We start from the raw sequence: 12,872 nt of genomic DNA, 5'->3' as shown, positions 1-12,872 counted from the left end.
ACTTAGAATGACACAAAATCGATGGGTGCTGTTCATGTTTATATTATTTATGCTGATTGCATCTGGCTTATTTTCCAGCTAAATTAAGCTATATCTTTCGTTTTATACAAAAAAAAGATGTTTAAAATTTTGAATAGGTTAAAGTTATGGAAATCAAATTTTTATATTTCCCATTTGCTGTTGTCGCTGGTTAAATTTCTTGAGTTATATGGTAGATAAAATCGATACGAAACAGACCCATCAAACTTGCCAAGATCGTTATGGCTTTGATTATGTGGAAGTTTTGGGTGCAAGAACCCATAATTTAAAAAATATTGATGTAGTTTTTCCACGCAATCAATTGGTTATTATTACAGGTGTAAGTGGTAGTGGAAAGTCTTCTTTGGCTTTTGACACGATAAATGCAGAGGGGCAAAGGCGGTATAGGGAAAGTTTTAGCGCTTATGCACGGGGTTTTTTAGGTAGCTTGACTAGGCCGGAAGTAGATAAAATAAATGGGTTAAGTCCTGTTATTGCCATTGAACAAAAAACAAGCCATCGCAATGTACGGTCTACTGTAGGGACGACTACAGAAATCTATGACTTTATGCGTTTGCTTTTTGCGCGAATAGCCGATGCGTATGCCTATACTACGGGTAACAGAATGGTAACACAGAATGAGGAACAAATCCTTGCCCATCTATTGCGTACCTTTTCTAGAAAAAGGGTTACCTTAATGGCTCCTGTTGTTAGAAGTAGAAAAGGGCAGCATGAGGCGCTGCTCAAACGTTTTATCAACCTGGGTTTCAATAAGGTGAGCGTGGATGGTTCCATTGTCGAATTGACTCATAATTTAAAGCTGGCCCGCCATAAGAAGCATGACATTGCCTTGGTTATAGATCATATTTTAATAGACTTAAGGGCATTAGACCGTATCAAAAATGCACTACAATTGGGTATAGAATATGGCAAAGGAACCATATTGGTAGTAGATTCTGAGCAAAAAGAATACTACTTCTCTACCTATTTAATGGATGAAGAAACTGGGCTTGCCTATGATGCGCCGGAGCCCAATCTTTTTTCTTTTAATACACCTTATGGGGCATGTACTGCTTGCGATGGGTTAGGTGAAGTGACCCAAATAGATATGGATACTGTGATTCCAGATAAAAGCATAAGCATTCAAAATGGCGCCATTCTACCCTTGGGACCTTATAAAGGATCTTTACTTTTTAAAAAAATAGAAGCCTTGCTCAGGTTTTTCCAATGTAAGATTACGGATCCAGTTGAAACATTACCTCCAGCTGTATTGAATTTGTTGTTATTTGGCAATGTTACAAAACATCATACGCTCCTTGTTGCCGATTGTGTGGAACCTTTTGAAGGCATTGTCACTGCACTGATTAAACAACAAGAACGTGAAACCGTTACACGGAATGGCAGCCTAGAAGATGGGTTTGTATATACAGCTATATGCTCAGATTGTAAAGGCACTAGATTAAACCCAATTGCCAGGTCTTTTAAAATTAATGATAAAAGTATTGCTGACTTGGTTACAATGGACTTAGATGGACTCAAAAAATGGTTTGCTGAACTGCCTGCGCTGTTAACAGACAAACAGCAAATCATTGCCCATGAAATTATAAAAGAAATTTCCAAACGACTACAGTTTTTAATAGATGTTGGGTTGCATTATTTACATCTTAATAGAAGCTTAAGTACCCTATCAGGAGGGGAAGCACAACGGATTAGACTGGCTACACAAATAGGTACCCAGCTATTGGGTGTCCTTTATATTCTTGATGAACCCAGTATTGGCTTGCATCAACGCGACAATGCACGGCTTATTGATGCTTTAAAAGCGCTTAGGGATATAGGCAATACCGTGCTTGTAGTAGAACATGATAAAGAAATCATGCTAGCAGCAGACTATCTCATTGAAATAGGGCCTCAAGCTGGTCTTTGTGGAGGAGAAGTAGTGGCAGCAGGTTCTTTGGTCGAGTTTTTGGCACGACCTAGCATTACCGCTGAATTTTTAACCCAGAAAAGGAACTTCTCTTTTCCAACCCATCGGCAACAAGGCAATGGTAAAACCTTAACCATTAAAGCATGTAGTGGCAATAATTTAAAAAATATAACCCTAACCATTCCATTGGGTGTAATGATTTGCGTAACAGGAGTGTCAGGCAGTGGAAAGTCTTCGTTGATTCGTAAAACCCTTCTGCCCATTCTTAAAAACTATCTCTATAACAGCCGTTCAATACCCTTGCCGTATACAGAAGCGCTTGGATTGGAACATATTAATAAAGTTATAGAGGTCAGTCAGTCACCTATAGGCAGAACCCTCGCTCTAATCCTAGTACCTATACCGGTATGTTTACAGATATACGCAGCTTTTTTGCCCTCTTGCCAGAGGCTAAAATTAGAGGGTATAAGCCAGGAAGATTTTCTTTTAACCTAAAAGAAGGCCGGTGTAATGCTTGTGAAGGGGCTGGCATTCAGCGTATAGAAATGGGGTTTTTACCAGAGGTATATGTAACCTGTGATGGTTGTAAAGGCAAGCGATACAGTCGTGAAACATTGGAAGTGCAATATAAAGGTAAATCTATTGCCGATGTTTTAGATATGACGGTTGCTAATGCCATTCCTTTTTTTGAAAGCCATCCATCTATACTGGTTAAGCTCCGCACCCTAGAACAGGTAGGGCTCGGATACATTACCTTAGGGCAACATGCTACTACTTTATCAGGTGGAGAAGCACAACGGGTTAAGTTGGCCACAGAATTAGCCAAAAAAAGTACGGGAGATACCCTTTATATCTTAGATGAGCCCAGTACCGGTTTGCACTTTCAAGATATTCTAGCGCTGTTATCTGTGTTAAAAAAGTTAGTTGATCAAGGCAATACGGTGTTGATTATAGAGCATAATATGGATATTATAAAGGTAGCAGACTATGTGATTGATATTGGCCCCGATGGTGGGTCCAATGGAGGGTATCTAGTAGCGGAAGGCACCCCAGAAGCTGTTGCAATGGTACCGGAGAGCCATACTGGTTATTTCTTAAAAAAAGAGTTGGGGTTATAGCTATCTGTTCAATCATATGGCAGGGGGTTAAGGAACTGTATTACAATTGTTTTTATAAGTTGCTCGTATGCTGCGGCCATCATACTACAAACATTTTAGTTCCTATCTCTGGAATCTGCTACCCACACCAGCCCAACCCAAGGCGACCTTATTCCAGCTCCTTAATAAGATTATTTTATAATACAAACGTACGACAAGAAAAAATAACATAAAAATTCATTTTTCATAAAATATTATTTCGCCATTAGTATAGCCAGATTCTATCACTGCCCTACAATTAGGGCAAGTTTTTTCCTTATTTTCATTTTTTAAATCTTTAATCCAGTCTCCTATGCATGCTTCATGAAAATAATGGGCGCAGCTAGTTATAAATAGCAGCTTATCAGGGTATATAGCCTTCAAGCATATACTACACTCTTCTTTCTCTTTTACTTTTAAAGATTTATATCTTTCCGTTAAAGATTCATATATTGCCTTTTGAACCTCTTTGGATCGACCTGCCGTATGTATAGGAGTGTCTCCCTTATCATTTCTTTTGATTTCAGCACCTGCCTGCAGTAATAGGTTAACGATATCCAAGTACCCTAGTCCGGATGCTATATGCATAGGGGTATTATCAAATTCATTTGCAATATTGACATCACACTCGTGCTTTATTAAGCATTTTACTGCATCTATTTGATTGTATTTTGCTGCATAATAAAGAGGTGTGTTTTCATCATGATCTTGCGCATTGATGTTAGCCCCGTTCTTTAATAAGAACTCCATGCACTCTATATTGCCATCTTGAGCTGCTTGATGTAAAGCCGTACGACCTGTTGAATCTTTTTTATGTATGTCTTCTTTTTTTGGAAAGGGTTCTTTTATACAGTTATGTTCAATATTATGCGAGGCTTGCGATTTATGCGGTTCCTCTAGTCCATGAAGTTTACCGGCCAGTTTATTACAAGCAGTAATCAGTATTAAATATGAACCTAAACTTAATCTGATGATTAATTTGCAGTATAAATAAGCAATTATATTTATTCTAGCTTTTTTATTATTCATGGTAGTAAAATGTATACTGCTTAAGTAAATTAATATTTCTTTATTTCATAAAAATTATTATGCTACCGACTAATGTGAGTAGTACGTTTGTATTTTATAAGATTGTCTTAAATTAAGGAGCTGAAATAAGGTCGCACTTCTCTTGGCATTAGATACCTGGCATTAGATACCGTTCTGGAGGTCCCCAAGCTCTTTCATCCTAAAAACTGAATAGCTCGTTGGCCATTCAAGTCTGTATAGACAAAAATGCTTAACAAGACAAGTTAATTTAATGCAAATATTTAATAATATGAAATTATTAGACATTGATATAGCAAAATGAATGGCACAACCGCCCTATTCAATCAGTTTATCCAATTGGTTTTATGGATGGCATGTTTTTTAAGGTAAAAGAAGATGGAAGATAAGTGGACTATGCTGCTGATAGAATGGACATAACCAGATCTCGGTTAAGTATCTTTTTTCCCAGTGGATTAAAGCTCGAGTTAAGATGAAGCAGAAGTCTTGACATAGCTTGAAGGATACTTCCGATGAATGGCAAGTTTTCTACGAGGTGGCTTGGTAGAACTACCACTAGAAATATCCATGGTAATGACGTACGCATCCCTTTGTTTTGTTATTTCAAATGAATCCTTATTACACGACTGCCTAGATTCTTCATTATTTGACAAGTCCTGAAATTTAAAATCTACTATAGATGCAAAAAAATTCCTTATTTGATCCTCTTGATTTTGATTAAACATAAGGTGAAAAATAATGCTTGGATCTTTTTTATCGGTGGCTATTTCAATTTTACCTTGGTAAATTTCGCCATTTATACTGTAAGTCGCATAGGCGTACTGGCAGGTATCGTCTGGCAAATCCGAAATCTTAAAAAAGTAAGATTGACGATCTGGCGCACAAAGTAAAAACGCTGCAGGCTTCAAGTCATGGAAATCCTTGTGTAAAAAGATTTCTTTTGCAGAAAGATTGCTGTAGTTTTTTCCCTTGCGGAGGTCAAAATTTCTTATTTGTTTTTCTTTTGCTTGCTCCCACCGTATTACACAGTTTGCAAAGTTAAAACCCCTGTTTTGAAAATCTTCTTTTAATGCCTCTTGAAGGGGTTTTTGATCTTTATTATCGGTGGAATTTTTTATTGCTTGAGTAGTAGCTTTTGTTTTTTGTTCTTTTTGAGAAGTTTGTTCTTCTAGCTTATTTTGATGAGTCTTTGGGTCTTGATTATTGATGTAACTTTGTATTACTTGAATACTAGCTTCAATATGTTTGATACATTTCTTATCTTCAGGATCTTGAGTATTTGTACGTTTCTGCTTATTCTTCAATTTTTGAATCCTTCTATTTGCAACCCTAATAGCATCTTCTAGTGTACGTGCTCTTATAGCATACATGGATTTATATTCTTGTAGCTGCATGAATACCAATTCGATGAAGAATTGATTGAATATTGCTATGTCAAACCATGTACGTCCATCAATATTTTCACTATTAAAAAGTTCATCTATTTTGTTCCATGGATTTACTGGATCAGAATTATTGTCCTTTTTGGTCATTCTAATCGGAAATATGGAAAATAATTTCTTCAAAATTATTTGAGCTTGCTCTTGAACTTCCTTTTGAGCTTGTTCTAGATTTTGAACTTGCTTTTGAGGTTCCATTATTTCTCTTGCACGTTGGGCTATAATATGTAATAGGGTATCTTTTCTGTGACCATATGTTTTTTCCAAAATTCTATATACACGTTGCCAGTTCTTTTCATTACTGATGACTCTATTCTTCAGGCCTTCATAAATTATGTTTATAATTTTGTCTATTTCACTTTCTTCACTGTTTTGTTTATCATCTATTGAACCACTTTGACAGAGAGATAGGCTTCCTGTCTCTTCAATAGTTTGGTTAGCAACATTATTTTTAATATTTTTCGCATTGCATCCGTATATAAGGCATGCAAAAAAGAAATAGTGCAGAAAAGAGCAGAAAAGATTATTAGAAAGTTTGTTCTTTAGTAATCGTAAAGAATGGTACATTGGATAAAATGAAATTAAATTAATGATAGTTGAAAACTTTTGAATCTTGATAAGATATTGCGATTGGCCTGAAAATCCAGTGTCAAAATAACAGTCGATATATTAAGATAGATGCGTTGCTTAACTGATTAACAGGTGTGATAAACAACATTTCGCATAATGTTCTAAACTTTGATACCTGCCGTAAGCTATTAAGGTTCTATACTTCCTTTGGATAAAATTGAATGAAAAAAATAAAAATATTAAGATTTGTACAGCGCATAAGAAATACCATGCAAGTTTCAGAAATTTTTTATTAAAAAGCAAATAAAACAAGTTGAAATTACCAGTTTAGTATTAAAGCGAGCAGAAACACAGTCATATTTTCCTAAAGAAACTGTAGCATAGAGGTTGTAGTCATAAATAATCCGTTTTCTTTAACAAAAGTTAAGATACGGAGCAGTTCTGACGCTATTGTCCTAGTTATAAAATGGTCAGAATGGTCTAAAATCTCTGCTAATGTATTGCTACATCTCCTAAATTTAGAATCCCAACTACCTTTCATTATTATACACGTAGAAAATTCTTTATATTGCGGCCTTATGCCAAGGCATTTCAGAAAACTTTTCCTTTTGGGCATCTTTATTGATTAAAATTCTGTTATTTATAATGAATGATTTATTCCAATCTACTCGTTGTTATTTTACCCGGTTGTTTAAGCAAGCCTATTTATGAGTTGCCATGTTTGCCACTTTTGGAGTAATGCCGCTTCAAGCAAAGCCAAAAAACAATATAGATAAGGTAGATGTTAGTCAAGAGGTTACTGCTGCCAAAACTGCTTCAAAGAAGAAGCCAAGTAAAAGGAAAAACTGTAGAAAGAATCCTTTTGTAAAAGAGCAAATGGGTGAATTATTTCGTTCTACTGGACAACTATGTTTATCAGCTGGTTTGGTTTTTGGCCTGCATCACTTAGCCAGCAAACCTTTTGAATTATCTACTTTAATTGCCCCTCTAGTTAGCAATCTAGCTAGCGATCCACTTAAAGCTATGGGACATGCGCTCTCTATGTTATTTTTTCCTTCCTTCAGTCCTAGGCTGAATGAAGCTATGGGTTTCAGAAAACTGTATGAAGCCAGAAAACATACCTTTTCGCCAAGTATCCAAAGTTTTACAGAACAGGTATTAAGTCAATATATCTGGTGGATACAACGATGTGATTATGTTGAGCATAAATGTGCCAACGTTATCAGAGAGATATTGCAATTCCCAATAGGGCCTAAGCAGGTTGTTCCTGATATAAGCGCTATACACCAATTTATGCGTAACTATCCAGAGGAGGTTCGTCTGGCTATTGGTGCATTTGTTGCAGCTATAGTTGAAGATGCCAAAAGCAGTCGATTGGCTAAAAAATTGACACCAATTATGTTTGTAGGGCCGCCCGGAACGGGAAAAACCTATTTGGCCAAGCAGTTGGCCGCTTTATTGGAGCTTCCTGTACAATCTATTGATCTTTCTAAGTATAAAAATGTACATGGCAACAGTTTTTATTCATCTGATCCTGAAAAAGGGGTAATAGCAGATCTGTTGATAGGAGCCCCTAATCAGGGACCGAACTGGTCGAATAAGATAGTCCTATTAGATGAAATTGATAAAGCGCTAGCCATGGGTAAAAATAAAAATTTTGTATCCAAGAATGGGTCAGAGGTATATAGTTTTTTGCATACCCTTTTAGAAGCACAAGAAGTGGCCATGCCTTTGGCTCGTTATGATCATGCGTCCCCTGATATCTCCCAGATGAAAATTATTTTGATAGCCAATAAAACCTTTACAGAAACCTTGACGGAGGATAAGGCAGCAGCCTTAGAAAGTCGGGTGAAAATCATTCGTTTTGATCAAGGTTTTACCCCTGAAAAGAAGCAAGCCATTGCAACCGTTTATGTGGATCAACTGATTGCTAAAAAAGGTATAGATCGAGCGATGCTCAGTCAACATGTAATAGATGCCATTATAGCAGAAGATGCCCGTATAGGTTTGAAAGGGGTTCGTGTCTTGCTCAGCGTGATCGATCAATATATAGATGCATTAAAATACCAAAAGCTGATCAATGAAATTTCAGGTAGTACAATGGCCACTTTTGATGTAAAACAAGCGTATGCACCTTATCACCCTAAAGCAGATCCGTCTGTTCAATCAAATGATAAAAAATTGCCTCATAAGAAAGACTTAAAAAAATAGCGATGCTTTGGTAATGTAGCGTTTCCTATGGTCTATTTGGTTGCTATATCTTTAAGGCGTAAATTTATTAGCGTGAAAAGTAAATACCTTCTGGAAAACCTATTGCTAAATGGCAATTTAGGTGTCGAAGCTTGTCTATGCTCCTCAAATACATTTAGTATGCTGCGGTGCTCGACTGCGCTTCTCCTAAAAACTGCTGATCACAAATAGGTTTTGAAGAAGGTCTTAGGATAACAATGCCTTATGATATGCGGGATGGTTCAGGCTTTTTACAGCCTTTTAACCATTATTTGTAACTTTTTTTCTACATGTTTGCTTCTATTGCTCTTGTCCTGCTCCAATATTTCCGGAAAGCTTTTATACCCTTTTGCCTATTGGGCCTCTGGTCATGTAAGGACTTTAAAAACTGGGAAGCTACATATTGGTATGAGGTAAAGATTAAATTTGAGATAAAAAAAGACAAACAGGTCCCTGGGGTAGTAGAAGATTTGGGTAGCGTTAGACTTTTAGACTTGCATTTTATAAAACACCCAATCGTTACAGAAAGCGATAAAAAATTTTCGTTAACAAATGAATTATTGATACCGCTCGACCCAGCTGTCGATGAAGTCAGTTTTGAGCTAGAAAGCACAGATCAACGCTACTATCAAAAAGTTACCATTTGCTATGAGCCTATACGCCACCTGATTTCTCCTTTAGCTGGAGGACTTCAAATAGAATATAGGATTAAGCATATACAATTTAGTACGAAGCATAATAAAAGCGCTATTTTAAAAGAGTTTACCATTAACAACCCAGTTCCCTTACAAAAAGAGAAAGAGAAAGAGAAACCGCATGTTACGTTGTATTATTAAACTATTACTTGTTGTGGTGTGTGCTGCTGCTATCCCTGAGCATGTAGTGGCTAAAGATAAGCCATCCATCACTAGTATTTGGCCTACTACCTGGTATATTGGTTTAGATCTAGCCAAAACTTGTATGGGTTGGTGCCAAAAAACAGGCCCTGCTTATGAAATCCATGGGTCTATTGATTGTAGCCGCATCTTATTGAGTGCAGGCTATGGATGGGGACAAATTCAACGCGATAGCAGGCAGCATAATGGCTCCTTTGCAGCTGCTTATGGTAAATATTTTAGGGTAGGCTTAGATTATAATTTTTTAACACCTGCCCTCCATCACAATCAGTTTTTTATAGGCTTGCGTTATGCTAGAAGCTTTTTTGATTTTCAATTAAAAAGTACTAAGTTATACTGCAACCATCTGCCAGATAAACCTTGTGATCTAGAATGTAAGCCTGTACCTATTGCATTGCAGCATAGCGGTGGTGCTGCAATAGCCCATTGGTGGGAAATAGTGGCAGGTGGAAAGGCACATCTGATTGGTATGGTATCTATTGGTTGTACGGCCCGTTACAAATTCAGTAAAAAAATAGAAAATGATTTACATGCTTTTCCATTTGATATTCCAGGTTTTGGATTGGCAGAATTTGATCATGCTTTCGGCTATAGTTTGTATATTTTATTGCGCATTCCGCTCCAGAAAAGCGATAAAGTTTGCGGGCACTATTTTTCTCAAAAAAGCGTAACTTAACCCTATTTAATCTTGTATAAGCGTACATTAGACGTTATTCTGTTATGAAGCGATATGTAAAATACATTTTAGCATTGTTGTTGATTATTCTTGCAGACCAAGGATCCAAGCTTTGGGTTTATACCCATATGCAATTAGGTCCAGAACACCACATTAAAATCCTTGGCAATCTATTTAAGTTTACCTATGTCTTAAACTATGGCATGGCTTTTGGGTTACAATTTGGTTTTAAGTATGGAAAGCTATTGATCACCTTGGTACGTCTTTTTGCTTCACTATATATTGCGGTTCATATTATACGGTCATTGGTTCAGGAGGGGGCTTCTGTTTGGATTTGGGGATGGGTATGCCTTTTAGGAGGTGCAATTGGCAATACCATTGATAGTATTTTTTATGGTATTTATTTAAATAATGTACCCGATATAGCCCCTATGAAGTGGTTCCATGGCCAGGTAATTGATATGCTCCATATTGATTTTTGGTCTGGTGTTATACCCAATTGGGTACCTATTTGGGGGGGGCAAGAGGTCTGCGTTTTACCTATTTTCAATATAGCAGATCTAGCTATTTTTGTGGGATTATCCTTTGTTTTTTTCTCTTTGAATCCATTACCTATATGGAAAAAGAAGGCGCAAGCAACCAATCCTATCGTGTAAATTTCTCTATATGAAACAATTTATAAAATATTTTTCTATTGTATTATTGATTATTATTGTAGACCAAGCATCTAAGCTTTGGGTCTACACTCATATGGAAATGGGAACAGAGGGGCAAATCAATCTTTTGGGAAATGTTTTTAAGCTGACTTATACTTTAAATCCAGGAATGGCTTTTAGCATCCATTTGGGTTTTAAGTATGGCAAGCTATTGATTACTATGTTTCGTATGCTTGCTTCCTTATATATCTTTTGGTATATCATTCAATCTATAAGAAAAAATGCATCTGCTGCTTGGATCTTCGGGTGGGCTTTGGTTTTAGGAGGTGCGATTGGCAATAGCATCGATAGCATTTTTTATGGTGTCTATTTGAATAACGCCCCTGTTGACGCGCCTATGAAATGGTTTTATGGTCAGGTCATTGATATGTTGCATATTGACCTTTGGTCTGGCCTTATGCCTAGTTGGCTCCCTATTTGGGGCAGTTATTATGTATATTGCTTGCCTGTTTTTAACATAGCTGATGTAGCGGTATCTGCTGGGTTAATCGTTATTTTATGCCTATTTCATTCAACTGATCGTACCAAGGATTAGTGTTTGGCCTGGATTGAAAAGATGTTTTAATTTTACTTATTCATCTGCTTACTGAGTGCTGCTCTGTTTACTATTTCATGTGCCCAACTATCTATACATTTCGTTTCTTGGTCAAAGTTAATACCTAACAATATAATTTCTTTGGCTTTCCATAAATAAGAGGTATAGTATCGATTATCTTTAATTTGTTGTAAGGCTACTTTGCCACTCGATTTATATTTGATCTCTATAATATAGACGATGCTATCAATCGTTAGCACAATATCAGCCCTGCCTTTGCTAAAAGGAGACTCACTAGCCATATCGCTATGAACCCCCTCTAAACAGTTTAAACCATATAGCAACATATGTAAGTTACTATGATAATCCTTTTCTGTTTTACTGGTTATATAGTAAGGAATACTAGCAAAGGCTATATTAATAGCAATGATAAACGACTCAATGTCTTTTGCTTGTAACGCGATTTTGATTTGGTCTTGGCTTGATAGAAAATAGTCTTTGGCGCGTCGTTCTAAAGTATCTTGAATGGTTTGCTTAAACGCCTTTTCTATTTCTTGATTAGGAAACTTGAGCTTATAAACGCCTGTAGATGGTTCATAGCTATCTATAGTTAGATATCCGGTTTGAAACATCAGTGCTTTTAAACTAATTTCACTCCTACTACCGGTATACATTAACTGATGCCTGTAGGCATCAATGGGTAGTGCATCTAAGTCAAATCTATTAGGATCTGCTAGCATTTGGCTAATGAGTAGGGTGGGGCTACCTGATTCGTACCAGTAGTCTTCTTTTTTTCCCTCTTTAAAGAAATGAAGCGTAGACCAAGGATTGTAAACCGAAGGACCTTTCTCATAAAACTTATAACCATTATAATGACTAGCGATCTCTTGCATGACAATCTCTTGGGTCACTGGTTGAGCCTGATCTTCACTCCAAATATCAGCCACCATGGCTATACGATCGGAGAAGACTTCTAATAACTCTTGTTTAGTATACCCAAACATTGCAGCTGCACTTTTATCAATCGTTGTATCGCTTAAATGATTGGCACCAGAAAATACATCGGATAAACTAAATTTACTTACTCCAGTGATGAAAGTAAATTGAAAATATTTGTTGAGCGATTTTAAAGTCATAAAAAAATCTTTCATGACTTTAATATTGGCCTTTTCTAGGTCGGATCCTTTTGTTAGATTAATAATCGGTGCATCGTATTCATCTATAAGAACTACTATTTTAGGATCATAGTTATTTTCTAACTGGGTCATATCTGTGACCAGATTGGAAAACTTTGCTTTAACCGAGTGACCTCTAAGTGTTAACCTATATGTTGAAGCAACTTCTGTCAATGCGTCTTCTAAAGACAATTGTAATAACTCAGGTGTGTCATTGGTTAATCTAGAAAAATCCAGTCTAATTACCGGATATTTCTTCCATTGATACCCATTTTCTGGTTTACCTATATGATAATTTTTAAACACTTCTTGCGTTCCGTTACAAATAGTAGCCAGTGTATCAATAAACAGAGACTTCCCAAATCTACGTGGCCTGGCTATGAAGGTAGGATTTCTTTTTTCTATTAATGTTTGTGCATACTGGGTTTTATCTACATAGTATCCTGCTTCAATGACTGCTTTAACGTCTGAATAACCAATAGGAAGTGCATGTAATCTATTCATAAGT

Annotated in this window: 8 protein-coding genes and 1 pseudogene; 6 read left to right on the top strand and 3 right to left on the bottom strand. The window is 36.5% G+C overall.

Annotated features, from left to right (window positions below):
- Nucleotides 1–208: 208 nt before the first annotated feature.
- Nucleotides 209–3,063, top strand: a pseudogene (gene uvrA, locus FPG78_RS04860) (excinuclease ABC subunit UvrA).
- Between the two features lie 216 nt (nucleotides 3,064–3,279).
- Here uvrA and FPG78_RS04855 read toward each other — a convergent pair.
- Both FPG78_RS04855 and FPG78_RS04850 read right to left on the bottom strand, forming a co-directional pair.
- Nucleotides 3,280–4,110, bottom strand: coding sequence for an ankyrin repeat domain-containing protein (locus FPG78_RS04855; protein ID WP_144086866.1), 831 nt, complete (start codon nucleotides 4,108–4,110; stop codon nucleotides 3,280–3,282).
- 485 nt (nucleotides 4,111–4,595) lie between these two features.
- The gene (locus FPG78_RS04850) at nucleotides 4,596–6,134 is read right to left on the bottom strand and encodes a DUF1609 domain-containing protein (RefSeq protein WP_144086865.1); all 1,539 of its coding nucleotides are present in this window, start codon (nucleotides 6,132–6,134) and stop codon (nucleotides 4,596–4,598) included.
- A gap of 720 nt (nucleotides 6,135–6,854) precedes the next feature.
- Between FPG78_RS04850 and FPG78_RS04845 the strand changes: the two genes are divergently transcribed.
- The 5 genes from FPG78_RS04845 (at nucleotide 6,855) to FPG78_RS04825 (ending at nucleotide 11,189) form a co-directional block, all read left to right on the top strand.
- The gene (locus tag FPG78_RS04845) at nucleotides 6,855–8,348 is read left to right on the top strand and encodes an AAA family ATPase (protein WP_144086864.1); all 1,494 of its coding nucleotides are present in this window, start codon (nucleotides 6,855–6,857) and stop codon (nucleotides 8,346–8,348) included.
- Between the two features lie 308 nt (nucleotides 8,349–8,656).
- The gene (locus FPG78_RS04840; RefSeq protein ID WP_144086863.1) at nucleotides 8,657–9,202 is read left to right on the top strand and encodes a hypothetical protein; all 546 of its coding nucleotides are present in this window, start codon (nucleotides 8,657–8,659) and stop codon (nucleotides 9,200–9,202) included.
- Nucleotides 9,183–9,938, top strand: a complete 756-nt coding sequence (locus tag FPG78_RS04835) for a DUF6048 family protein (protein WP_144086862.1) — start codon at nucleotides 9,183–9,185, stop codon at nucleotides 9,936–9,938. Before FPG78_RS04840 ends, FPG78_RS04835 begins: the two co-directional genes overlap by 20 nt.
- 44 nt (nucleotides 9,939–9,982) lie before the next feature.
- Nucleotides 9,983–10,594, top strand: coding sequence for a signal peptidase II (locus tag FPG78_RS04830; RefSeq protein ID WP_144086861.1), 612 nt, complete (start codon nucleotides 9,983–9,985; stop codon nucleotides 10,592–10,594).
- Between the two features lie 10 nt (nucleotides 10,595–10,604).
- Nucleotides 10,605–11,189: a lipoprotein signal peptidase gene (locus tag FPG78_RS04825; protein ID WP_144086860.1), complete on the top strand. Its 585-nt coding sequence runs from the start codon at nucleotides 10,605–10,607 to the stop codon at nucleotides 11,187–11,189.
- 32 nt (nucleotides 11,190–11,221) lie between these two features.
- On the opposite strand, the gene FPG78_RS04820 is transcribed toward FPG78_RS04825, so the two are convergent.
- The gene (locus tag FPG78_RS04820; protein WP_144086859.1) at nucleotides 11,222–12,868 is read right to left on the bottom strand and encodes an AAA family ATPase; all 1,647 of its coding nucleotides are present in this window, start codon (nucleotides 12,866–12,868) and stop codon (nucleotides 11,222–11,224) included.
- Between the last annotated feature and the right edge of the window lie 4 nt (nucleotides 12,869–12,872).

This window comes from Cardinium endosymbiont of Dermatophagoides farinae (genome assembly GCF_007559345.1).
GTDB lineage: Bacteria > Bacteroidota > Bacteroidia > Cytophagales > Amoebophilaceae > Cardinium.
This window is presented reverse-complemented; position numbering and strand designations above follow the sequence as displayed.

What these genes read in the sequence shown, in the direction of transcription:
- FPG78_RS04835 (WP_144086862.1), top strand. Translation starts at nt 9,183, where the DNA reads ATGTTACGTTGTATTATTAAACTATTACTTGTTGTGGTGTGTGCTGCT.
- FPG78_RS04825 (WP_144086860.1), top strand. Translation starts at nt 10,605, where the DNA reads ATGAAACAATTTATAAAATATTTTTCTATTGTATTATTGATTATTATT.
- FPG78_RS04845 (WP_144086864.1), top strand. Translation starts at nt 6,855, where the DNA reads ATGTTTGCCACTTTTGGAGTAATGCCGCTTCAAGCAAAGCCAAAAAAC.
- FPG78_RS04820 (WP_144086859.1), bottom strand. Translation starts at nt 12,868, where the DNA reads ATGAATAGATTACATGCACTTCCTATTGGTTATTCAGACGTTAAAGCA.
- FPG78_RS04850 (WP_144086865.1), bottom strand. Translation starts at nt 6,134, where the DNA reads ATGTACCATTCTTTACGATTACTAAAGAACAAACTTTCTAATAATCTT.
- FPG78_RS04855 (WP_144086866.1), bottom strand. Translation starts at nt 4,110, where the DNA reads ATGAATAATAAAAAAGCTAGAATAAATATAATTGCTTATTTATACTGC.
- FPG78_RS04840 (WP_144086863.1), top strand. Translation starts at nt 8,657, where the DNA reads ATGTTTGCTTCTATTGCTCTTGTCCTGCTCCAATATTTCCGGAAAGCT.
- FPG78_RS04830 (WP_144086861.1), top strand. Translation starts at nt 9,983, where the DNA reads ATGAAGCGATATGTAAAATACATTTTAGCATTGTTGTTGATTATTCTT.